This window comes from Nocardia sp. NPDC004711, from assembly GCF_053601595.1.
Genome location: NZ_JBSGCB010000025.1, coordinates 21,403 through 43,455, shown reverse-complemented (window position 1 = coordinate 43,455; position 22,053 = coordinate 21,403). Strand labels below are relative to the sequence as shown.

Annotated in this window: 19 protein-coding genes; 7 read left to right on the top strand and 12 right to left on the bottom strand. The window is 69.4% G+C overall.

Translation table 11 applies throughout. The features are described from left to right. Positions 1-8: 8 nt before the first annotated feature. Both ACWEKS_RS25350 and ACWEKS_RS25345 read right to left on the bottom strand, forming a co-directional pair. Positions 9-1,142 carry a class I SAM-dependent methyltransferase gene (locus tag ACWEKS_RS25350; protein WP_379393712.1) on the bottom strand — a complete coding sequence of 378 codons (1,134 nt, stop codon included), beginning with the start codon at positions 1,140-1,142 and terminating at the stop codon, positions 9-11. Between the two features lie 119 nt (positions 1,143-1,261). Continuing rightward, positions 1,262-2,689: an MDR family MFS transporter gene (locus ACWEKS_RS25345; RefSeq protein ID WP_452342382.1), complete on the bottom strand. Its 1,428-nt coding sequence runs from the start codon at positions 2,687-2,689 to the stop codon at positions 1,262-1,264. Between the two features lie 228 nt (positions 2,690-2,917). On the opposite strand from ACWEKS_RS25345, the gene ACWEKS_RS25340 reads away from it, so the two are divergent. After that, a complete protein-coding gene (locus ACWEKS_RS25340; protein ID WP_452342381.1) occupies positions 2,918-3,844 on the top strand; it encodes an LppP/LprE family lipoprotein in 927 nt (308 codons plus the stop codon). A gap of 65 nt (positions 3,845-3,909) precedes the next feature. Here ACWEKS_RS25340 and ACWEKS_RS25335 read toward each other — a convergent pair whose 3' ends face one another. Beyond that, positions 3,910-5,586: a DUF885 domain-containing protein gene (locus ACWEKS_RS25335; RefSeq protein WP_452342380.1), complete on the bottom strand. Its 1,677-nt coding sequence runs from the start codon at positions 5,584-5,586 to the stop codon at positions 3,910-3,912. A gap of 78 nt (positions 5,587-5,664) precedes the next feature. Beyond that, positions 5,665-6,582 (bottom strand): ribonuclease Z, encoded by a 918-nt coding sequence (locus tag ACWEKS_RS25330; RefSeq protein WP_452342379.1) that lies wholly within the window; start codon positions 6,580-6,582, stop codon positions 5,665-5,667. Between the two features lie 118 nt (positions 6,583-6,700). Here ACWEKS_RS25330 and ACWEKS_RS25325 point away from each other — a divergent pair, with 118 nt between their 5' ends. Together ACWEKS_RS25325 and ACWEKS_RS25320 are read left to right on the top strand one after the other, a co-directional pair. Beyond that, positions 6,701-7,165 (top strand): DUF6153 family protein, encoded by a 465-nt coding sequence (locus ACWEKS_RS25325; RefSeq protein WP_452342378.1) that lies wholly within the window; start codon positions 6,701-6,703, stop codon positions 7,163-7,165. 90 nt (positions 7,166-7,255) lie between these two features. Next, a complete protein-coding gene (locus ACWEKS_RS25320) occupies positions 7,256-7,906 on the top strand; it encodes a DUF305 domain-containing protein (protein WP_452342377.1) in 651 nt (216 codons plus the stop codon). Positions 7,907-8,026: 120 nt separating this feature from the next. On the opposite strand, the gene ACWEKS_RS25315 is transcribed toward ACWEKS_RS25320, so the two are convergent. Together ACWEKS_RS25315 and ACWEKS_RS25310 are read right to left on the bottom strand one after the other, a co-directional pair. Next, positions 8,027-8,314 carry a hypothetical protein gene (locus tag ACWEKS_RS25315; RefSeq protein WP_356995903.1) on the bottom strand — a complete coding sequence of 96 codons (288 nt, stop codon included), beginning with the start codon at positions 8,312-8,314 and terminating at the stop codon, positions 8,027-8,029. Positions 8,315-8,460: 146 nt separating this feature from the next. Further along, positions 8,461-9,984 (bottom strand): APC family permease, encoded by a 1,524-nt coding sequence (locus ACWEKS_RS25310; protein ID WP_452342376.1) that lies wholly within the window; start codon positions 9,982-9,984, stop codon positions 8,461-8,463. Between the two features lie 197 nt (positions 9,985-10,181). On the opposite strand from ACWEKS_RS25310, the gene ACWEKS_RS25305 reads away from it, so the two are divergent. Next, positions 10,182-11,054: a hypothetical protein gene (locus ACWEKS_RS25305; RefSeq protein ID WP_452342375.1), complete on the top strand. Its 873-nt coding sequence runs from the start codon at positions 10,182-10,184 to the stop codon at positions 11,052-11,054. A gap of 90 nt (positions 11,055-11,144) precedes the next feature. Continuing rightward, on the top strand, positions 11,145-12,077 hold the full coding sequence (locus ACWEKS_RS25300; protein ID WP_452342374.1) for an alpha/beta fold hydrolase: 933 nt from the start codon (positions 11,145-11,147) through the stop codon (positions 12,075-12,077). 36 nt (positions 12,078-12,113) lie between these two features. Here the strand turns inward: ACWEKS_RS25300 and ACWEKS_RS25295 are convergent, their stop codons facing one another. Beyond that, on the bottom strand, positions 12,114-13,154 hold the full coding sequence (locus ACWEKS_RS25295) for an NAD(P)-dependent alcohol dehydrogenase (RefSeq protein WP_379380145.1): 1,041 nt from the start codon (positions 13,152-13,154) through the stop codon (positions 12,114-12,116). A gap of 140 nt (positions 13,155-13,294) precedes the next feature. On the opposite strand from ACWEKS_RS25295, the gene ACWEKS_RS25290 reads away from it, so the two are divergent. Together ACWEKS_RS25290 and ACWEKS_RS25285 are read left to right on the top strand one after the other, a co-directional pair. Then, positions 13,295-14,758 carry a flavin-containing monooxygenase gene (locus ACWEKS_RS25290; RefSeq protein WP_452342373.1) on the top strand — a complete coding sequence of 488 codons (1,464 nt, stop codon included), beginning with the start codon at positions 13,295-13,297 and terminating at the stop codon, positions 14,756-14,758. A 4-nt stretch (positions 14,759-14,762) separates the two neighbouring features. Continuing rightward, positions 14,763-15,680, top strand: a complete 918-nt coding sequence (locus tag ACWEKS_RS25285) for an alpha/beta hydrolase (RefSeq protein WP_452342372.1) — start codon at positions 14,763-14,765, stop codon at positions 15,678-15,680. Between the two features lie 36 nt (positions 15,681-15,716). On the opposite strand, the gene ACWEKS_RS25280 is transcribed toward ACWEKS_RS25285, so the two are convergent. The 5 genes from ACWEKS_RS25280 to ACWEKS_RS25260 all read right to left on the bottom strand — a co-directional run bounded on the left by ACWEKS_RS25280 (position 15,717) and on the right by ACWEKS_RS25260 (position 22,040). Further along, positions 15,717-16,004 (bottom strand): chorismate mutase, encoded by a 288-nt coding sequence (locus ACWEKS_RS25280; RefSeq protein ID WP_379445972.1) that lies wholly within the window; start codon positions 16,002-16,004, stop codon positions 15,717-15,719. Between the two features lie 49 nt (positions 16,005-16,053). After that, positions 16,054-16,623: a TetR/AcrR family transcriptional regulator gene (locus ACWEKS_RS25275; RefSeq protein ID WP_452342371.1), complete on the bottom strand. Its 570-nt coding sequence runs from the start codon at positions 16,621-16,623 to the stop codon at positions 16,054-16,056. Positions 16,624-16,754: 131 nt separating this feature from the next. Then, positions 16,755-17,990, bottom strand: a complete 1,236-nt coding sequence (locus ACWEKS_RS25270; protein ID WP_452342370.1) for a cytochrome P450 — start codon at positions 17,988-17,990, stop codon at positions 16,755-16,757. A 77-nt stretch (positions 17,991-18,067) separates the two neighbouring features. Beyond that, complete coding sequence (locus ACWEKS_RS25265; protein WP_452342369.1) at positions 18,068-20,755, bottom strand: alkaline phosphatase family protein; 2,688 nt, start codon at positions 20,753-20,755, stop codon at positions 18,068-18,070. Between the two features lie 148 nt (positions 20,756-20,903). Continuing rightward, positions 20,904-22,040: a BTAD domain-containing putative transcriptional regulator gene (locus ACWEKS_RS25260; protein WP_452342368.1), complete on the bottom strand. Its 1,137-nt coding sequence runs from the start codon at positions 22,038-22,040 to the stop codon at positions 20,904-20,906. Between the last annotated feature and the right edge of the window lie 13 nt (positions 22,041-22,053).

The following is a 22,053-nucleotide window of genomic DNA, read 5'->3' as shown; positions in this document are numbered from 1 at the left end:
CCAGCGGGTCACAGGGGACGCACCGAGCGGGTCACGGTGAACTTGCGATTGCGGCCCATCACATCGGTTCTGCCGACCATGCGTTCCATGACGCCCCGGTAGTTGAGGTGGGTGTTGTAGACCGTCCACAGCTCGCCGCCGGGTCGCAGCACCCGGCCGGTCTGCTGGAACATCTTGATGGCCGAGCCGGTGTGCACGGCCGCGCCGACATGGAAGGGCGGGTTGCACAGCACCAGGTCGGCGCTGTTGTCGGGAGCGCTGGACATGGCGTCGTCCTGCAGCACCGTGACCCGGTCGGCGACGCCGTTGGCGGCGGCGGTGGCGCGGGTGGAGGCCACAGCGGCCGCGGACTGGTCGGTCGCCGTCACCCGGATGCCGGGCCGGGCCTTGGCGAGTGCGACCGCGAGAATGCCGGTGCCGCAACCCAGATCGATGGCATCGTGGGCATCTGGCTTCATCCGCTTCAGGTGGTCGAGCAGGAAGCGGGTGCCGATGTCCAGGCGCGGGCCGGAGAAGGCCGCGCCGTGGGCCACCACCTCCAGGCCCTGCTCGTCGAGCCGGTTGCGGATCGGAAAACGGGGCTCGCCAATGGTTTTGGGCTCGGCGGCGAGCAGGATGCGGGATTTCTGGCGGCCGCGGGTGGCGCGCACCGAGCCGAAGGATTCGGCGAGCACCTCGTTCATGGCGGGGGTCAGGTACTTGTCGCGGCCGCCGGCGAAGACCTCGACATCGGGTGCGGCCCAGCGCGCGATGGCCTCGGCGGTTTCGGCCAGGCCGGACAGCGCGCGCGGCAGCCGCCACAGCACCACGCGGACATCGGAGAGCAATCCCGCGCCCAATTCGCGGGTCGAAAAGCGATCGGCAAGACCGACAATTCGGGCATTGTTGGCGAGGGCCAATTCCCCGGTGAGCAAATCCTGATGCACCCGGACCCCGTGCAGGTCGTGAGCGGCGATGGCCCCGAGCGTCAACGCCCCGTAGCCGTCGTCGATCACGGCCACCCGCCCGTCCCCGGCGGTGGCCAGCGAATCCGCGGCGACATCCAGCATGAGGCGGTCGGCGGCATCGACCGCATACAGGTTCACCGCTTCGACATCCGGATACCGCCGTAACCGGCCCAATACGTCCTCGACCTCAACCACACCTACAGTGTGCTAGATCATTGCCGAAGTATTCCATTCGGCACGGTCGGCGGTCTTTTTGCGGAATTAACCGATCCCGGCGCTATTCTGCGATTCCGCAAATCACATGTCGATCGTGTTCAGGCCGAATGGATTTCCGAGTCGCCCGCGCTCCGCCGGGGCATGACGGCCGCCGCACCGATGAGGACCACCGCCATGGCGGCCACGCCCAGGAACACCAGGTGCACCGCCGGCGCGAGGTCCGACGCGGCCGGCTGGCCGGCCTTCCCGAGCCGGGCATTGACCAGCGCGCCGAACACGGCCACGCCGACCGCGCTGCCCAGCGAGCGGGCGAACATATTGGTGGCGGTGACCACGCCCCGCTCCGACCATTCGGCGCTCGCCTGGGCGGCGATCAGGGTCGGGCTGGCCACCAGGCCCATCCCCATGCCGACGACGAAACAGCCGATCGCCAACTGCCACAGGCTCGACCGCGCGTCCACCACCAGCAGCGACGCCGCGCCCACCACGGCGAACAGGCTGCCGATCACCGCCGTCGCCCGGAAACCTATGCGCAGGTACACCTTTCCGGCCTGCGACGCCGACACCGGCCAGCCCAGCGTGAGCGCGCCGACGGTGAGACCCGCGATCAGCGCCCCGCTGCCCAGCACACCCTGCGCGAAGGTCGGCACGTACGAGGTGAGACCCAGCAGGATCGCGCCGACCAGCAGCGAGGCCAGGCTGCTGGCCACGACGATGCGGCGGGTGAAAACCCACAGCGGCAGAATCGGATTCGCGGCCCGCCGCTCCACCAGTCCGAACAACGCCAGCGTCACCCCACCGCCCGCGAAGAGCACCAGGCTCGCGGGTGAGCCCCAGGCCCACGCCTGGCCGCCCTCGAGCAGGGCCAGGATCAGCGCCCCGGCCCCGACGGCGAGCAGTCCCGCACCGAGGTAGTCGATCCGATGGCTCTGCCGCGGAGCGCTTTCGGTGAAGTTCCGCAGGATCATCCAGGCCGCCAGCGCCGCCAGCGGCAGGTTGATCAGGAAGATCCACCGCCAGCTGATGTACTCGGAGAACACGCCGCCGAGCAGTGGCCCCAGCACCGACGAGGTCGCCCACACACTGGCCAGATACGCCTGCACCTTGGCCCGTTCCGGCACCGTGTAGATGTCGCCCGCGATGGTCATCGAGATCGGGCTGACCGCGCCCGCCCCGATGCCCTGCACCGCCCGGAACGCGATCAGCGCGGGCATGCTCGTCGCCAGCCCGCACAGCAGCGATCCCACCGCGAAGGCCCCGATCCCGAACAGCATCACCGGTTTCCGCCCCACCATGTCGGCGAGCTTCCCGTAGATCGGCACCGTCACCGCCTGCGCCAGCAGGTAGATGCTGAAAAGCCAAGGGAACTGCGCGAACCCACCGAGCTGATCGGTGATCGTCAGCACCGCGGTGGCAATGATGGTCGAGTCCAATGCCACCAGCGACGTCGACAACATGATCGCCGCGAGAATCGGCCCCCGCTCCGACCGCAACCCGATCGACGACCTCACATCCGTAGCCGTCACCGGCAGCCCCTTCCCTCAACACAACTCACCACCACTGTCGAACACGCCATCCGGGCCGCTATTCCCGGTGCGGTTGCGCCGGCAAGCGTGGGACGCGAAACACGAAGCCTCGCAACGGCCGGCGCGGGTTGCGTCGGCAGCGAGCCGGCGGTCCCATGGAATCGGGGGCGCAACGATCTGCGTCCGGGACTCGACGTGCTCGGTAGTACCGAGTGGGAGGGATTGTCCATGAAGAGGATCGTTGGCATCATCGCGGCGGTCGCCGCGATGGCCCTGGCGACGGCGTGTCAGGACGGTGGTTCGACACCGGCGACCAGCGGGGCGTCGGTGCCGAGCTCCGCCATCGTGACCGCGCCGGGAACTGTTCAGTCTCCCGCCCCGCAGCAGTCGCCGGGCGCCACGCAGCCCGGCGGTGACGGCGCTCCCGCCACCGCCGGAAACGGCAAATGCGTCGATCTGAAGTCGGCGGTGGTCACGGCCGCGCTGGGCAGACTCGGCTCCGGTGTCGGCGGTGACGGGTACTACGCGGACAGCGGCACCGATGCCGCCGTCGGCTCCTGCCCCGCCCTGCTGTGGGTGCTCGCCGGGACACCGCACGGCACGGCCAGCTCACCTTGGCACGTGATGCTGTTCAACCACGCGGGTTACCTGGGTACCGCGACCAAGAAGTCGACGTCGTACACCCAGGTGGTCGGCTCGTCCGATCGCAGTGTCCAGGTCCAGTACCGGTGGCTCGCCGGTCAGGACGCCAGCTGCTGTCCCTCGGGCGGACCGGTCACCGTCACGCTCACCCTGGGCGCGGACGATCACACCGTCACCCCGGATCGTGACTTCCCGGCCGAGGTGACCGATCCGAGTTCCGCGGGCACCCCGCCGGTGTGCCCGGTCACCAAATCCGTTCTGCTCCAGGCATTGCACGGCACCGACATCGAGTCGCGATTGGCGCAGCCGGTCGAACTCGAGGATCGGATCGACTGCTCGGGCGATTGGGCGATGGCCCACAGCGGAACCCACAACAATACGGTCAACCGGGCCCAGGTCCTGTTCCGCTACGTGGCGGCCGGCGGCGGCTGGAAGCCCGTGGACCTCGGCAGCGCCCTGCACTGCACCGAGATCGGCGTTCCTGCCGATGTCGCGGACAAGATCTGCCACTGATCGATCTGTCACCGGGCGGGCAGGCCGGTGAGCCACGGGCCTACCGGCCTGCCCGCCACCGAGTGTCAGAGGGAGTCGGCTAGATCGCGCAGAACCGGGAGGCTGACCGAGCCGGAGCCGAGCACCGTGTCGTGGAAGGCCTTGATGTCGAAGGCGGATCCGAGGCGGTCGGTGACCAGGGCGCGCTGGCGGCGGATCTCCAGCTGGCCGACCTTGTAGGCGACCGCCTGGCCGGGCATGGCGATGTAGCGGTCGATCTCCACCCGGATCTCCTCGAGCCCGACGGGAGCATTGGCGGACATGAAGTCGACGGCCTGCTGACGGGTCCAGCCCCTGGCGTGCAGGCCGGTGTCCACGACCAGGCGGCAGGAGCGCCAGGAGTCAGCGGCGAGCATGCCGATCCGGGTGAGATCGTCGGGGTACAGGCCCATTTCGTCGGCGAGGCGCTCGGTGTAGAGCGCCCAGCCTTCGACGAAGGCCGTATTGGAGAAGGACATGCGCTGGAAACGCGGGAGATGGTCCAGCTCGTTGGCGATGGTGAGCTGGAGGTGGTGGCCGGGGATGGCCTCGTGGTAGGCGACCGCGGCGGTCTCGTAGCGGTTGCGGCTCTTGGGTTCCCGCAGATTCACGTAGTAGGCGCCAGGCCGGGAGCCGTCGGCTGCGGGCGTGAAGTAGTAGGCCGCGGGCGCATCCGCGGCCAGGAAGTCGGGGACCGGCAGGATGTCGCAGGACTGGCGCGGGAGCCGGCCGAACCAGTTGCCCATCTCCGCCTGGGCGGCGGCCAGATACGCCCGCGCGTCCGCCATGATCTCCGCACCGTCGCCATAGCGCAGCGCCGAATCCTCGCGCAGCCGGGCGAAGATGGCGGTCTGCTCGGCGAGGCCGAACAGGCGGCCGCCCACCTCCTCGTATTCGGTGCGCAGGCGGGCCAATTCGTCCAGCCCGAGCTGGTGGATCTCGTCCGCGCCCAGGTCGGGCAATGTGGTGTGGTGGCGCAGCAGGCGGCGGTAGATGTCGGCGCCGTCGTCGCCGAGCCAGCAGAGGCCGGGCTTGTCATCGGGGCGCGAAACGGGTTCGAGCTCGGCGGCGAGCACCGCCCGGTAGGCGGCGAAGGCGGGCCGGATGACCTCCCGCGCGACCTCGGCCAGCTCTGCGCGCCAGGCGGTTTCGCCATCCCAGCCCGCCGGGCCGGCCAGGGTGACGAACGGGTCGTCGGCGAGATCGGAGGCCAGGTAGCCGTCCAGCTGATTGAGCGAGCGCTCGATGGTGATGTGCGCGGGCGTGCGCCCGGCCGCGAGTCCCGCCCGGAAGCGCTCCACGGCCTGGTTCATCAGCGTGCCGAACTGCCGGTAGCGCTGCACCAGCCGCTGCGCGTTCTCCGGTTCGGGTGCGTTCACCAGGGGAGCCATGGTCAGCATCCCGGCGTGCACGCCCGTCATCTGATCCGAGGCCATCTCGACGGGCCGCCACTCCAGATGCGAGACCGCCGAAGCCAATTCGGTGCGCAGCAGGCTCCGCGTGGTCCGGTCCTCGTCACCCAGCCGCGCCGGATCCAGCGCATCCACCTCGGTCAGTAGCCCCCGCCAGGTACCCAGCAGCCGTTCCTCCGCCGCGACCGACAGATCCTCGATGCGATCGTCGAATCGCCTGTCCCCCAACAGGGTCGCCTCGCTGGGCGCGGACTCCAGCATGGCGTCCCAGTAGCGGTCGGCGAGTGCGATGAGTTCCTCGTGCGAGTCCATGCCGACCATCATGCCCGGGCCCGCCACCGCCGCGCGGCCGCATGGAAACTTCGCACCCCCGGCGGCGCGGTCGCCCGCTCAGCGGCGCGGGGGCACCGGAATGCGCATCAGATCCTCGGCCACCACGATCTCACCGTCGAAATGGGCACGGGCATCGGCCAAATGCTGGTCCAGGGTGCGGTAGCGCTGCGAGTAGTGGGTCAGCACCAGGGTGCGGACCCCCGCCCGCGCCGCCACCTGCGCCGCCTGCCCCGCCGTGAGATGACCGTATTCGATCGCCAGGTGCTCATCGGCATCGATGAAGGTGGACTCGATGACGAGCATGTCCACGCCCCGGGCCAGGTCGTGGACGCCATCGCAGAGCCGCGTGTCCATGACGAACGCGAAACTCTGCCCCGGCCGCGCCTCGCTCACCTCGTCGAGCGTGACCGTGCGCCCGCCGATCTCGACTTCGCCGCGTCGCTGTAATTCACCCACGACCGGCCCGGACAATCCCAGTTCGCGCAACCGCTCGGGAATGAAGCGCAGGCTGTCCGGCTCGTCGAGGCGATAGCCGAACGATTCGACCGGGTGGGACAGCCGCTCCGCGCGCAGGGTGAAATCGGCTCCCGGCGGCGGCAATTCACCGGCTTCGGTGATCGGGTGCGGGCACAGCTCCACCTGGCGGTTGTGCGCCGAGGAATCGATGAGCCGTTCGTAATAGACCTCGCCGGACGCCGGGAAGTAGACGTCCACGGGATGCAGCGCCCCGTCCAAGCTGATGCGGCCCAGCACACCCGGCAGGCCGAAGCAGTGGTCCCCGTGGAAGTGGGTGATGCAGATGCGGGTGATCCCGCTGGCGGCCACACCGGCGAAGCTCATCTGCCGCTGGGTGCCTTCCCCGGGGTCGAACAGCAACCCCTCGCGATCCCACCGCAGCAGGTACCCGTTGTGATTGCGCTGTTTGGTCGGTACTTGGCTGGCCGTCCCCAGAATGACCAGTTCGCGCTGTGACACGGCCGTCAGGCTACCGCCCACCCCGCCGATCCTCGCGATGGCGAGGCGGCGCGTCCCATGACGATACCGACAGGGGGTATCCGGCCCGGGGCGGCGGCAGGTCCGTAGAATGGCCGCCGTGATCGAGCAGCAGCCCCGAGGCACCCGGTTCATCCGGGCCCTCGGGCTGCTCGCCCTGCTGGCCGGGCTGGTGGCCATGCACGCGCTCGTCCTCGGCATGAGCCACGACCGCATGTCCGGCGACCACGCCGGGAGCCCGGCGACCGTCATGACCGAGCACCTGCACGACGCCGTTCTGCCCATGGCGGGTATAGCCCCGATCGCGATGGCCGCGGGCGCGGACCACGAGATGTCCATGCCCGGCTGCGGCGGCGATTGCGGCAATGGCCACGCCGGAATGCACGGTTGCCTGTTCGTGCTCGCCGCGCTGCTGCTCGGACTGGGTCTGGCCGTGCTGGCCTGGGTCGGTATCGGCCGTCGCGACGCCGCCACCTCGACACCGCGCCACCCGCGCGCGCATCACGCCCGTCCGCCACCCTGGACGGTGCTCTCCCTGGCCGAACTGGCGATCCTGCGGATCTGATGGGCCGCCGCGGCCGCGTATCTCCCACGCGGACGCGGGTTTCCGCCTGCTCATTTTCCGATTCGCCAGTACCCACCAAGGAGTTCGACCATGTTCAGCACCCGGATCAAGCTCGCCCTGATCGCCGGCACCGCGGCCACCGCCCTGATCGCCGCCGGCTGCAGCAGCAATGACGGCGACACCTCGAAGGCCGCGCCGTCCTCGACCACCACGGCCATGGATCACGGCAGCATGCCCGGCATGGACCACGGCGCGACCGGCACCTCGGCGCCGGCGGCCACCCGCAGCGATTTCAACGCCGCCGACATCACGTTCCTGCAGATGATGTACCCGCATCACGCACAGGCCGTGGAGATGGCGAAGCTGGTGCCCACCCGCTCGCAGAACCAGCAGCTGATCACCCTGGCCACGGCCGTGGAGCAGGCACAGTCGCCGGAGATGCGGCAGATCACCACGCTGCTGCAGAGTTTCGGCAAGCCCGCGCCGAGCGGCGACATGGGTCACGACATGCCCGGCATCATGTCGAAGGACCAGATGACCAAGCTGGCGGGCCTGTCCGGCCCGGACTTCGACACGCTGTGGATGCAGATGATGATCGAGCACCATCAGGGCGCGATCACCATGGCGAATACCGAACTGGCACAGGGCGCCAACGCCGAATCGAAGGCTCTGGCGCAGTCCATCGTGACCGCCCAGCAGCAGGAGATCACCCAGATGAACACCATGCTGGGCCAGAGCTAGCAGCGAGAAGCCAACGGGTGCGCCGGTATCCGGCGCACCCGCAAGCCTCGGTCCCGACAAGGGAATCGGAGGCGAAGCCCACGGCCTTGGGAGGTATGGCCGCGAATTACGAGAGTGGTTCTAATTGCCGATGACGGCGTTCATGATGGTGCCGGCGCTGGTGGCGGTGACGCCACCGATCATCGCTCCGGCCACCATCTTCGGTGATTCGAGGCCGCCGCCGCTCCACTTCTCCCAGGCGAACCGGCCACCGCCGTAGGTGATGGCGGTGACGCCGGACAGCATGGTGAACCAGGTGAAGTAGCGGACCAGCTTCATCAGCTTGTCCGCTACGGGCGGGGTCTCCGGGGTCGGGTTGCCGATCTGCGCGACAACCGTGGTGTAGGCGTCATGCACAGCGAGGAGCATGCTCACGATCGGTTCCTCTCGGGATGCTGAGACGGTGCTGATGGGCCGAACTTGTGGCACAACTCTCAATATTCAGAGCAATTGAACCGCATTCCGCGAGGTGGCGTAGGGAAGACACACCACCAGCACCAAACTCGAGCACCCGATCAGCTACCGGTTTTCGCCTCCGCGCGGGCCAGCACCGAGTGCCGTCGGCCGTAGGCGAAGTACACGACCAGGCCCAGTGCCATCCAGATGACGAACCGCAGCCAGGTCTCCACCGACAGGTTGAACATGAGCCAGGCGCAGGCGATGACCGACAGGATCGGGATGAGCGGCACCAGCGGCACGCGGAAGCCGCGCTCGAGATCCGGCCGGTTGCGGCGCAGCACGACCACGCCGACGGACACCAGCACGAACGCGAACAGCGTGCCGATATTGACCATTTCCTCCAGGGTGCCGAAGTCCACGAACCCGGCCAGCACCGCGCAGATGACGCCGACGATGGCGGTGATCCGCACCGGCGTGCCCTTGGGGCCGGTGTGCGCGAGCCGGCGCGGCATCAGGCCGTCGCGGGACATGGCGAACAGCACGCGGGTCTGGCCCAGGAACAGCACCATGACGACCGTGGTCAGACCGGCCAGCGCGCCGACCGAGATGATGTTCTTGGCCCAGGTGACCCCGTGCAGGGCGAAGGCGGTCGCGAGGGTGGCGTCGTTGCCCTGCAGGTCCTTGTAGGACACCATGCCGGTGAGCACCAGCGAGACCGCCACGTACAGCACGGTCACGATGGCCAGCGAGCCCAGGATGCCGCGCGGCACATTGCGCTGCGGGTCCTTGGTCTCCTCGGCGGCGGTGGCGACCACGTCGAAGCCGATGAAGGCGAAGAACACGATGGAGGCCGCGGCCAGCAGGCCGTACCAGCCGTAGTGGCTGTTGCCGCCGCCGGTGACCAGCTGGAACAGGGTCTGCTGCAGCTTGCTCGCGCTGCCGGAGTCCGCGTTGGGGACCGATGCGGGGATGAAGGGCTTCAGGTTCGAGACCTTGAAGTAGGTGGCGCCGACCACGACCACCAGCGCGATAACCGCCAGCTTGATGGCGACCGCGACCGCGGAGACCCGCGAGGACAGCTTGGTGCCGAGGGCGAGCAGCACGCCGAGCGCGGCGATCAGAACGACCGCACCCCAGTCGAACTTGACCGACCCCAAGTGCCAGATGGGCTGACGCCCGCCCATGACCGTGCCCAGGTACTGCGACCAGCCCTTGGCGACCACCGAGGTGCCGAGCGCGAATTCCAGGATGAGGTCCCAGCCGATGATCCAGGCGACCAGCTCACCGAAGGTGGCGTAGGAGAAGGTGTACGCGCTGCCCGCGACGGGCACGGTCGAGGCGAATTCGGCGTAGCAGAGTGCGGCCAGGCCGCAGGCGACGGCCGCGAAGACGAAGGCCAGCGAGACCGCGGGTCCGGCCATGTTGCCCGCGGTACGCGCGGTGAGGGTGAAGATACCGGCGCCGACCACGACCGCGACGCCGAAGACCGTGAGGTCCCACGAGGTCAGGTCCTTGCGAAGTTTGGCATCGGGATCGTCGGTGTCCCGGATCGACTGTTCGACGCTCTTGGTGCGGAACAGTCCGGTGGTGCGTTGGGCAGCGGGACCGGCAGCGTCTCGCGAGGAGTCCGATATCGCCACTGTCTCTCCTAAATCTGGCTTCTCGGCAACAATGCAGTTCTCACCGGTCGGTCACCATCTGGCGAGTTGTCGGCGTCACACGGCACCGTATCATCAGCTGGTACGTACCAGTTCAGCAACGGGCTGGTCACCGAGAACGCACCCGCGTGCCGCCGCAACACCACGCCGGGGACCGGTGGGCGGATTAGTGTTTCGGTATGGCATTCGGGGGAACGTCCGCGGGCGGCGATCCGGTCGCGCTGGATCGGGTGCTGGCGCATGCGCACAGCGTCAGGGTCAGGGAGATGCCCGGGGACGCGCCGACCCTGCTGGAGGAACGGGACCCGATTGCCGTGCGAGCGCTGCGGGACGCCCTGCGCGTTGCCGACCTGTCCGGTTTCGTGTGCATGTGCTGGGGCGATGTGGTGCTCGACTTCTTCGACACCGACGAGCGTCCACTCACCACGGTGACCCTGCATCACGGCTATTCGATCCGCTGGGACGGCTGGCCCCAGGACGCGCTGCTGGCCGACGGCGTCCGCTCGCTGGAATGGCTGGCCGTGCGCGGCATCGCCGTTCCCCTGCGCGAATACCGCGTGGCCGAGCAGCGCCAGGCCGAAACCGACCGCACCGCCCGGCTCTGGGTGGCCGAGATCCCCGCACCACTCATGCCCTACACCGAGACCTTTCTCGATACGTCCACCTCCGGCGGCGGTCTGACCGGACCCCAGGTGGCAGCGGCCCGGGCCCTGCTGTCGACGGCGTACCCGGATGCGGTGGATCGAATCCTGCGCCTGTGCGCCTGGTACGCCGCGGGCACCGGCGCCTACTCGGGCTACCCGCCGCACGAACGCATTCCGGCCCAGTTCCTGGATCTGGAGAACCGCACCGATTTCGCCCGCGCCGTCGACCTGGCCGATGACGCCGCCATCGCCGGCGCGGTCCGCTACCTGATCAGCTGGGATACCCGAAAACGCCTGGCCCGCCTGCTATCCGCGCTCTCCCCCGCCGCCCGCCGCAAGGTCCTCGTCCACGCCCGCGACGCCGAATCCCGCCGCTGGCTGGAGCGCCGCATCGCGGGGTTGCAATGAGATGCCGCCGGGTTGCACCGAAGTTCACCCGACGGGTTTCGCGAGGGTCGACTCGTCGCCGCACGCGGCTCGGAGATTAGCGTGGAAAACATGGTCGAGTTTCCCGAGAGCAACGTGGGACCGAAGTTCAAGGGCAAGCGGGTCGGGTACTTCCGCGAGACGGCGGGGTACCGGCGGTATGCGGGGGCGTATCGGGACGGGTTCGAGCTGTTGCCACCCGAGCGGGAGACCATCGATGTGCCAACGAGTTTCGGGACGGTGCGGGCGTATCGATTCGGAGACGGGGAGGCGACGCCGCTGGTGCTGCTGCCCGGCAGGCAGGCGGCGACACCGATGTGGGCGGCGAATCTGCCGGGGCTGCTGGCGGTGCGGCCGGTGATCACGCTGGATCTGCTGGGTGAGCCGGGGTTGAGCGTGCAGTCCGGGCCGCTGACCGACGAGGTCGATCAGGCGGCGTGGCTGTCGGAGGCACTGGCGGCGTTGGAGCCTCGGCCGGTGCATGTGCTGGGCGTGTCGATCGGCGGATGGTCGGCGGTGAATCTGGCAGTGCACCATCCCGATCAGGTGGCCTCGCTCATCACCCTGGACGCACCGTTCGTGTTCGGCGGGGTGACCTGGAAGATGGTTCTGGTGTCGCTGGGTTCGGTGCTGCCGGGGATGCCGGAGACCTGGCGCAACAGGCTGTTGAGCTGGATTTCCGGCGGGGTGTCGGCGCCGCAGGACCTGCCCGAGGGCAGGTTGATCGCCTCGGGCATGAAGGACTTCTCCTCCTATCTGCCGATGACGAATCAGCCTGCCAAGGACCAGCTTTCGGCACTGGCTATGCCGTTCCTCGGGATCTTCGCCGGGCGCAGCATCGTGCACAATGCCCGCAAGCTGGCGGACAAGGCGCGAAAGCTGGTGCCCGGTGGTCAATTCGAGGTGTGGCCGGCGGCCTCGCACGCCATCAACGGCGAGTTCCCGGACGAGATCGCGGCGCGCGTCGCGAAGTTCCTCGGCGAGATAGAGCCCGCCGCAGGCTGATTCGTCCGGCCTGTCTCGGGCTCATTCGCGAGTCGGTCAGGGCACCAGGACCGCGCGCCCCCGGATCTGGCCCGCGTCCAGGCGGCGGAAGGCTTCCGGCCCCTCGGCGAGGTCGAAGCGCTCGACCTCCATGTGCAGCTTGCCCGCCTGGGCGAGGGCCACGCACGCGTGCAGGTCGCTGCGGGTGCCGCCCAGCGATTTCCGCACGGTCGCGCCCCACGGCCAGCCGGGGCCGCCGGCCGGTCCGGCGGTGATTTCCGGTGCGCCGCCGCCGATTCCGACCATGCGGTAGGCGCCGTTGGGGGCGACGGTCTCGCAGGCCAGCTTGGCGGTGGAGTCCACGCCGACGAAGTCGAAGACGGCGTCCGCGCCGCGGCCGTCGGTGAGGTCGAGGATCTGCTGGGCGGTGTCGCCGCCGGAGAGGATGCCGAGTTCCGCACCGCAGTCGGCGGCCAGGTCCAGCTTCTCCTGCGCCTGGTCCACGGCGATCACCCGCACGCCGGAGATGGCGTGCAGGATCTGCACCGCCACGTGCCCGAGCCCGCCGATGCCGATGGCGACCGCGGTGCCGCCGGGCCGGAGTGCTTCGCGCGCACCGCGAATGGCGTGGTAGGCGGTGAGGGCGGCGTCGGCGACCGGCGCGGCCTGCAGGAAGTCCAGGTCGCCGATGGGCACGAACGAGCTCGCCGGAATCCGCACGTACTCCGACATGCCGCCCTCGATGGTGAGTCCGGGGCAGGGCGGCATGGCGACGCGACCCGCCGCGAGACAGACGTTCTCGTTGCCGCTCACGCATTCCCGGCAGACGCCGCAGGTCCAGAACAGGTAGACGACGCCACGTTCACCGATCTCGCGCCCGTTCACGTCCGAGCCGATGGCCTCGATGGTGCCGGCGATCTCGTGGCCGAGGGTGAGCGGATCCTCGCGCAGCTGGATCGGGAAGTTGACCAGGGTCAGGTCGGAGTGGCAGACCCCCGCGGCGCCGACCTTCACCAGCAGGTCGGTGGGTCCGATGTCCGGGACCGGGATGTCGTTGATCTGCACCTTTTCCGGGCCGGTCCACTGGAGTGCGCGCATCGTGCTTCCTTGCCTCGAGCTTGTGATCTGGCGCACACGGTAGCAGTGGCTTTACACTGTGTCTATCGAATGACGGAATGTCTACTGATTTACTCGAAAGTCTTCCCACCATGTCGGACAGCTGTCTAGGCTCGCGTCCCATGAACACACCGCGGATCGCCATCGTGGGCGCCGGAATCTCCGGGATCTGCATGGCCGTGGCTCTGCAGCGGGCCGGATTCACCGACTTCACCCTCTACGAGAAGGCCGACGAGTACGGCGGCACGTGGCGCGACAACAGCTATCCGGGCCTGGTGTGCGATGTGCCCTCGCGGTACTACCAATTCCGGTTCGCCATGAATCCCGAATGGTCACACCTGTATTCGGCCGGACCGGAGATCAAGGACTACCTGGTCGGGGTGGCGCGCGAGCACGGACTGCACCGGCGTACCCGCTTCGGGACCGAGGTGACCGGCGCGGTGTTCGACGGCGACGGCTGGCAGCTCACCACCTCCGACGGCGTGACCCGGCGCGTCGACTTCGTGCTGTGCGCAACGGGTTTCCTGCACCACCCGAGCCGGCCGGACATCCCCGGCCTGGACGAATTCGGCGGCCCGGTCATGCATTCCGCGCGCTGGCGGCACGATGTCGAGCTGACCGGCAAGCGGGTGGGCGTCATCGGCACCGGCTCCACCGGCACCCAGCTGGTGAGCGCGCTCGCGGGCACGGTGCCGGAAGTCGTACTGTTCCAGCGCACTCCGCAGTGGATCCTGCCGACGGTGAACCGGCGTTACACGCGGGTGTCGAAGCGGCTCTACTCGCTGATCCCCGCGCTGGGCGCACTCCCCTACTGGTTCAATCGCGCCGCCTTCGCCGTGTTCTCGCAGGGCCTGGTGCGTCCCGGCCGGGTGCGCCGGTTCATCCAGTGGGTGGTGGAGCGAAACCTGCGGTCGGTCAAGGATCCTGAACTGCGCCGCAAGCTGACGCCCGACTATCAGGCCATGTGCAAGCGGCTGGTGGTGTCCGACCGCTTCTACCAGGCGGTGCAGCGCCCCGATGTCACGCTGGTGACCGAGGGCATCGATCACGTCGAGAAGCGCGGCGTGGTGACCACCGGCGGCGGCCTGCACGAGCTCGACCTCCTGGTCCTGGCAACGGGATTCGACTCGCACGCTTTCATGCGCCCGATGGCCATCACCGGACTGGACGGCCGCACCCTGGATCAGGCCTGGGAGCAGGGCCCGCGCGCCTTCGAGGGCGTCATGATGCCGGACTTCCCGAATCTGTTCATGCTCGTCGGCCCGCACAGCCCTTTCGCCAATCATCCGCTGACCGCGGTCGCCGAGGCGCAGTCAGCCCGTATCGTCGGCTGGCTGCGACGGTGGCAGGCAGGTGAATTCGCGACCGTCGCCCCCACCCGCGCCGCCACCGACCGCTACAACGCGCGGATGCGGGCCGCCGCCCCGAGCACGGTGTGGACCACCGGCTGCACCAGCTGGTACCTCGGCAAGGACGGGCTGCCCGAGCTGTGGCCGTGGACCCCGGGGCGCTACGAGAAGCTGATCCGCAGCGCACCGGATCCGGTCGACTACGACCTGAATCAGCGTGTCGAGAGCCGGAAGTGAGATCGTGGAAATAGCGTTCTGGCGCTTGCTCTCCCGCCTGGTGGGCCACTGGTGGTTCGGCCCCGCCCCCGACTGGTCCCGGGTCCGCGCCCGGGTCGGCGCGGGCACCACCTTCGCCCGGGCGCCCCGCGGCATCGCCGTCGAGACCAGTCGACTCGGCGGCATACCGGTCGAAACCCTCACTCCCCGTTCGGCGCCCGCCGATGCCGCGGTGCTGTACCTGCACGGCAGCGGCTATGTGATCGGCATGCCGCGCATGGTCCGCACCCTCACCGGCGCGCTGGCGGCGGCCATGGGGACCACCGTGCACGCTCTGGATTACCGGCTGGCCCCCGAGCACCCGTACCCGGCCGCCATCGACGACACCGTCGCCGCCTATCGAGCCCTGCTCGCGGCGGGCATCCCGGCCGAACGCATTGCGGTGGTCGGTGATTCGGCCGGCGGCGGCCTGGCGCTGGATCTGGCCCTGCGGCTGCGTGAGAAGCAGTGGCCGCAACCCGCGATCCTCGGGCTCATCTGCCCGGTGCTGGACCTGACCGCGAATTCCTCGGCCTTCCAGTGCGATCCGAGCCGGGAGCCGCTGCTGAACCCGCCGCTCATGGCGCAGTTCATGGATGCCTACCTGCCGGGTGTCCCCGAGGACGAGCGCCGCGCCCGGTCTCCGCTCTACCGCGACATCACCGGCCTGCCGCCCATCGTCCTGCATTCGGCGGGCGACGATCTACTGGCCGGGGACGCCCGCCGCTTCGCCGCCCTGGCGGCGAAATCGGCTGCGCCCCTGCGGCACCGCGAGTACCGCAATCTCTGGCACGTCTTCCACGCCATGCCCATGCGCGTGGCACGGGAAGCCGTGACCGATCTCGCCTCCGCACTGTCCGACCGCCTCTACGGCCACCACGTCGGCCACCGGGCAAGCCGTTGATCGATCGATCCGGCATCGCCGCCCGGTCCGGCACGTTCAGCGCCGGGCGGCGTGCTCGTCCAGTTCGAGGTCGATGAAGGCTCCGATCATGGCCCGCCACACCGCTTCCGCGACGGCGGGCGCCAGTCCGGCCGCGTCGGCACGCTCGCGGGCGAGCGCCACAACCCGCTCCACGCGATCGGGCGCGCGCACGGCCTGCTCGTCGGCCTTGAAAGTGGCGGCCGCGCGCACCAACTCCTGTCGCTCGGCCAGCAGCCGGATCAGGTCACCGTCGAGAACATCGATGCGCGTGCGGACTTCGGCCAGCGAACGTGGAGCGGACATGAGCAGGCAGCCTATCGAACGCCGGGCGCCCGGCGTTCGGGCTCGCGGATCACACGAAAGCCCGGCTGACGACCGGCACCACGAACTCCTCCAGCATGGCGCGCTCCTCGGCGTCGTCGCGGCCGGGGGCGGCGAGGAAGGAGACGATGATGCGGGTCAGCCAGCGGGCCAGGCGGCTGCGTTCGGGATCGGTGAGGGCGGTGGGCGTGAACAGGCCCGCCGCAATGGATTCGATGACGTCGGAGTCCTGGCTGATGCGTCCGGCCGCGCCGGATTCGCCGGGCCGGAACCAGGCGATGAGCATGGGGTCGGCCCGGACCGCGTGGATCGCGCCGAGCATGGCGGTGACCACCTTCTCGCCCGGATCCTCGATCGCGGCGACCTGCTCGAACACGCCCCCGGCAATGCGGCGGGTGGCGCGGTGCACGAAGGCCAGGCGGACGGCCTGCCGGTTGTCGAAGTACCGGTAGAGGGTCGCGCGGGAGCATCCGGCCGCCTTGGCGATATCGCCCATGCCGACCGCGGTGACGCCGCGTTCGGCGAACAGGCGCGCGGCGGCATCGAGGATGCGCTCGGCGGCCAGGTCGGCGCGGCCGTCGGCCAGCCAGTCTCGGCTCATGGATGTCCCTTCGCTGCTCGCGGATCCGGCGGCGGGCAGCCGCCACCGGACCCACTCGTTCACACTCTGCCCGCGCGGTGCGCGGACGGTGCGACCGGGCCGACCTTGCGCGGTGGTCGGCCCGGAGTCGGTCAGGCCGTCGCCCGGAACGGGACGGAGATCGGCCAGCGCACGTAGTTGCCGTGCGCCCACTGCACGGTATCGAGATCGACGGTGAAGTCGGGGCAGCGGGCCAGCAGTTCCTCCAGGGCAACGCGTGCCACCATGCGGGCGGCGGCCGCGCCGAGGCAGTGGTGGTGGCCGTGGCTGAAGGTCATGATGCGCTTGGGATTGCGGCGCACGTCGAGTTCGGCGGCGGTGGGCCCGAATTCGCGTTCGTCGCGGTTGGCCGACCCGTAGAGCAGCAGCACGCGGCGGCCCGCGGGGATGGTGACGCCGTGCAGCTCCACATCGCGGGTGGCGGTCCGCGCCAGGCCCTGGACCGGGGAGGTCATGCGGAGGAATTCCTCGACGGCGTCGGGGATGAGCGCCGGATTCTCCACCAGCAGGCGGCGCTGGTCGGGGAAGGCGGTGAGCAGTTGCACCGCGCCGCCGAGGTTTCCGGTGGTGGTGTCGTTGCCGCCGGTGATCATGGTGAAGGCGAAGCCGAGCATGGCCAGCAGGCCCTCGTTGTCGCCGTCCGCGCCGAGCCCGGAGGCCAGCAGGTGCGAGATGGTGTCGTCGCCGGGTTCCTTGCGCCGCCGGTCGATGAGTTCGCTGAAGTAGCCGACCATTTCACCGACCGCGGTGAAGGCGTTCTGGTCGCCCGCGGCCAGCCCCGCACCCTCGACCGCGCCGCCGACGATGTTCTCGGTCCACGCGTCGAACTTGCCCCGATCCTGTTCCGGCACACCGAGATAGTGCGCCACCACCATGGTGGGCAGGGGCTTGAACAGGTCCTTGACGATATCGCCGGAGCCCGCGGCCCGCAGGCCCTCGATGCGCTCGATGACGAAGGCGCGCACCTCGGGTTCGACCGAATTGACCTGCCGGGGTGTGAATCCCGGCGATACCCGGCGGCGGAAATCGGTGTGGTCGGGCGGGTCCATGAAGACGAACGGCTTGGCGGCGCCGAATCCGGCGGCCAGCAGGTCGACGTAGTCGACGGTCAGGCCGGAGGCCGAGGAGAAGGTCTCGGGGTCGCGGGCGGCCGCGTACACGTCCGTGTGCCGGGACAGGACGTAGAAGTCGTCGGATTCGCGGCCCTCCGGGACGGCCCGGTGGACCGGATCGTGGTCGCGCAGCTGGGAATACATGGGATACGGGTCGCGCCAGGTTTCGCCGGAGCGCAGTTCGAATCGCACCGCATGAGACGCCGTTGAACTCATGAACCGACGGTAAGACAAAACTCACGATATGTCTAGAACCTGCTGCATAACTGTCCCGCTGTACCAGGCAGTCGGGATCAGAGCACTCGGAAGCGCACCGGATGGGCCAGCGGCCGGCCCGCGTCATCCAGGTGATGCAGCAGGTAGGAGCCCGTCGGCAGCGGACCCGGCCGCAGGGCCGCGTCGGCCGGGACCACGGCCGCGCCGACCTGCCGCAGGCCCGCTACCGGAGCGACCGCGGCATCGGCCGCGCCCGGCTGGGCGATGACCGGCAGGACCACCTGATCCCGCGTCACCCCGTTCCCCAGCGTGAGAGTGCGCAGCGCGGGCGTGGCGGGCACCGTGGTGGCCAGGCCACCGGGATCGGAGTAGACGGCGAGGCGATGCCCGGCCACCGCACCCGCGAGGCCGTAGCTGACGACCAGATCCCGGCCGGGCTCGTAGAGGGACCGGTCGAGCAGCAGCCGGTCGAAGGGCGCCGCGTCGTCGGCGGTCCGTCCGGCGGCTCCCGTTTCCACGAATCCGCGTGCCCGGCACCAGAATCCGGCATCGGCGGCGGCCGTCACCGAGAAGTCGTACCAGCCCGCGCCCTCGGCGTCGGCGTCACAGGACATCTCGCGCCGTTCGGTCCCGCCCGCCGCGATCTCGATGGTCCAGGGCCCGTCGTTACGGTAGGCATTGGAGACCACCGCGACCGAAACACGGTGCGTCCCGCCATTTTCGAATACCCAGGAGAGCTTGCGCCTGCCGGAGGCGGCCGCGGCGGCGGTGACCCGCAGCGCGCCGCACGGACCGGTGAGATCGCCGGCGAAGCGGCGCTGGAAGCCGTCGGGGCCGTACACCGAATAGTCGTAGCGTCCGTTCACCGCCGGAAAGTCCTGTGCGACAGCGCCGCCGCCGGGGATGTCGAACCGGGTCGGCGTGAAGTCCGCGGCGAAGGCGTTCGGATGCACCCGGCAGTGCGCGGCGCCGGGGCCGCCGTTGTCGATGGCGACGGTGATCCCGCCCTGCCCGTTGGGCGCGCACCGGGCCTGCATCCGGTACGGCAGCGGTACCCGCGCCTTGCTGCCGCTCTGCTGCTTCGGCAGGCGCTGCACGAACGGAAGCGGTTGCGCGACACCGGACATCGTCTGCTCGGCGCGCGGGGCGGCGGTGGGCAGGATGAGGGTGCGGCGCGCGCCGAAGTCGAACAGCGAGGACAGGTCGCCGCACCCCGCCCGCCGCCACGGGCTGATATTCGGTTCGGCGACACCGGTGACCCGCTCCAGGAACTTCAGCACCGAGGTGTGGTCGAACAATTCGGAGCAGACGGCCTGTTTGCTCCACGGCGACACGATGATCGCGGGTGTCCGCGCGCCCAGGCCGACATTGTGGCGGCCGAAGTATTCACCGGCCGCGCCCGGCGGCGGCGCCGGCGGCGGGATGTGGTCGAAGTACCCGTCGTTCTCGTCGTAGTTGAGGATGAATACCGTCTTGTTCCAGACGTGCGGGTGTTCGGCGAGCGCCTCCAGCACCCCGCGCACCATGGCCTGCCCATTGCGCGGGCCCATGACCGGATGCTCGCAGTCGACGTAGGGCGCGACGATCCAGGACACCGTCGGCAATTGTCCGGTCGCCACGTCGGTGCGGAAGGATTCCACGAGCGTGCCGGTGCGCGCCCGCAGCAGCCCCTGCTCCACCAGCGCCCGCTGCCCCGCCGACAGCTCGTCCAGGCCCCGCTTCAGGTCGGCGGCGTAGGCGGGTTCGAGGCTCGGATCCCGTTGCAGGTCCGCGTAATAGCGGAAGAAGTTCTCGAAGGCGACCCCGCGCCCGCCGTTGGTGTACTTCAGCGCCGCCCGCGCGGCCTCGCGGAAGGGCAGGAAGAACTCGAGCGCATTGTCGGTGTAGTTGTCCCACTCCTGGTAGACGCGCCAGCCGATGCCGCGCTCCTGGAGTCGTTCGGCGTAGGTGGTCCAGGGCAGGCCGAAGATGATGTCGTTGACGTAGCGTCCGGCGTCGGGGCCGAGCAGCGCGTCGTAGAGGAACAGATTGCCGGTCCGCGGCGCGACCAGCCCGGCCAGCGATTCGGCGACCGAGTGCGGGAGGGCGCTGGTCAGTCCGTGCACCATCCCCAGTACGGCGTCCACGATCCCGGCGACCGGCAGGCTGCGCATCCAGCGCAGTTTCAGATCATCGGCGAACAGCGAGACCTGCAGGGACTCCGCGAAATTGTCCAGGGCCAGCGGGTTTTCCACGGTGCCGGTGAACAGGTACATGCGATTGGGGTCGGTAGGCCCGTTCACCGAGCAGTGGTAGCCGTCGCACAGGGTGAACGCCTCGGCCAGCTGGTAGTAGAAGCCCAGGCTGTCGCGGTCGTAGCCGACCATGGTGCCCTCGCCCTTGGCGGGGATCCAGCCGTCGTGCCGGCCGAAGGCGAAAGCGTCATGGCCGGTGCGGGTTCCGTGATCGGTGCCGTCGATGTTCTGCAGCGTGGTGGGGTACGGCAGCACCACCCGGCCGCCGTCGGGCTGGTGGAAAACCGAGCGTCCGGTGGACAGTTGTAGCGCATTGAGATCGGCGTAGCCGCGCACGCCGGCCATGGAGCCGTAGTAGTGGTCGAAGGAGCGGTTCTCCTGCATGAGGATGACCACGTGCTCGATCCGGTCCCAGCCGCCGGGCGGGGCCGGTTCGGCCCAGGCCTGCACCAGGCTCGGCGGGAGCATCGACATGGCTCCGGCCGCACCACCCAGCTGCGCGGCGTGCTTCAGAAAACGCCTCCGATCCATGGCAACCCCTGTGAGCATAGGAACGGCTACCGTTGAGGATCGCCGACCGAGCTTGGGGGTTCGTGGCGGTGAGGGGGATCAGTAATGAAGGGTCAGTTAATCATTGGCTCCGGACGTCGCGGATCTGTTACGTGGCATTCACTGCTGTTCAGCCGGCGTTGTCCTCGTCGCGAACCAGCAGGAAGACCAGTTCGGTATCGCCGATGCGCAACACCGCTCCATCGGACAATAATCCGCTGTCGGCAACCCGTGCGCCATCGACATAGACGCCGTTGGAGGAGTGCAGGTCCTTGATCACCCAGGTGTGCCCGTTGTCGATGAGCAGCGCGTGGTGGCGGCTGACCCGGCCGTCGGCGAGCGCGATGTCATTGTCGGACAGGCGGCCGATGCGGGTCGTGGAGCCGATCACCGGGAAGACGTTCCCGGAGCGGTCGCGCAGCAGCGCCTGTGGCTCGTGCCAGCTGCGGTCCACGATGGTGGTGGCGCGGGTGGCCGAGGCCGCCGCGACCGCCGGCACACTGAGCTGATCCTGGCGGAGGATGCGCGACTCCAGCTCCCGGATGCGATGCCCCGGATCGATGCCGAGTTCCTCGGCGAGGATGCCGCGCAGCCGGCGGGCCGCCTCGAGCGCGTCGGACTGCCTGCCGGTCAGGTAGAGCGCGGTGATCAGCTGCTCCCAGAGCGATTCCCGCAGGGGATGATCACGCACCAGCAGGGCCAGCTCGGAGACCACGCCCTCGGCGCGGCCCTGGGCGATATCGGCCTCGGCGCGAGCCTCGATGACGCCGATGCGCTCGTCGTCGAGGGCGACAGCGTAGGCGTCGGCGAAGCCGAGTCCGCGCAGATCGGACAGGACCGGTCCGCGCCACTGGGCGAGCGCGTCGGAGAGGGCGGCGGTGGCGGCGGCGAACCGTCCGGCGGCGAGGGCGCGCAGGCCGTTCTCGCGGCGGGCCCGGAAGCGGAAGACATCGCAGGCCGGGTCCGCGAGCACGATGCGATAGCCGGTGCCCATGTGCTGCAGCATGTTCCGGGCGTCGATGCCGCCGTCGCGCAGCGGCTTGCGCAGATTGGAGATGATGGCGTGCAGGCTGACGCGTACGTCGGGCGGCGGATTGTCCTCCCAGACCGCGCTGGCGAGGGCCTCGACGGATACGGGACGGTTGGCATTGATCGCCAGGTAGGCGAGCACGGCGCGCTGTTTGGGCCCGCCCAGCGGCTGGGACACCCCGTCGATGGTCAGCTGCACCGGGCCGAGCACCCCCACCTGCGCGCGCACCTCGCCCATCGCCGACCTCCCA

Excerpts from the sequence above, each read along its gene's own strand:
- ACWEKS_RS25320 (WP_452342377.1), top strand. The coding sequence starts at position 7,256 with ATGTTCAGCACCCGGATCAAGCTCGCCCTGATCGCCGGCACCGCGGCC.
- ACWEKS_RS25275 (WP_452342371.1), bottom strand. The coding sequence starts at position 16,623 with ATGAGCCGAGACTGGCTGGCCGACGGCCGCGCCGACCTGGCCGCCGAG.
- ACWEKS_RS25335 (WP_452342380.1), bottom strand. The coding sequence starts at position 5,586 with ATGGACTCGCACGAGGAACTCATCGCACTCGCCGACCGCTACTGGGAC.
- ACWEKS_RS25270 (WP_452342370.1), bottom strand. The coding sequence starts at position 17,990 with ATGAGTTCAACGGCGTCTCATGCGGTGCGATTCGAACTGCGCTCCGGC.
- ACWEKS_RS25290 (WP_452342373.1), top strand. The coding sequence starts at position 13,295 with ATGAACACACCGCGGATCGCCATCGTGGGCGCCGGAATCTCCGGGATC.
- ACWEKS_RS25265 (WP_452342369.1), bottom strand. The coding sequence starts at position 20,755 with ATGGATCGGAGGCGTTTTCTGAAGCACGCCGCGCAGCTGGGTGGTGCG.
- ACWEKS_RS25315 (WP_356995903.1), bottom strand. The coding sequence starts at position 8,314 with ATGCTCCTCGCTGTGCATGACGCCTACACCACGGTTGTCGCGCAGATC.
- ACWEKS_RS25300 (WP_452342374.1), top strand. The coding sequence starts at position 11,145 with ATGGTCGAGTTTCCCGAGAGCAACGTGGGACCGAAGTTCAAGGGCAAG.
- ACWEKS_RS25305 (WP_452342375.1), top strand. The coding sequence starts at position 10,182 with ATGGCATTCGGGGGAACGTCCGCGGGCGGCGATCCGGTCGCGCTGGAT.
- ACWEKS_RS25280 (WP_379445972.1), bottom strand. The coding sequence starts at position 16,004 with ATGTCCGCTCCACGTTCGCTGGCCGAAGTCCGCACGCGCATCGATGTT.
- ACWEKS_RS25295 (WP_379380145.1), bottom strand. The coding sequence starts at position 13,154 with ATGCGCGCACTCCAGTGGACCGGCCCGGAAAAGGTGCAGATCAACGAC.
- ACWEKS_RS25340 (WP_452342381.1), top strand. The coding sequence starts at position 2,918 with ATGAAGAGGATCGTTGGCATCATCGCGGCGGTCGCCGCGATGGCCCTG.
- ACWEKS_RS25260 (WP_452342368.1), bottom strand. The coding sequence starts at position 22,040 with ATGGGCGAGGTGCGCGCGCAGGTGGGGGTGCTCGGCCCGGTGCAGCTG.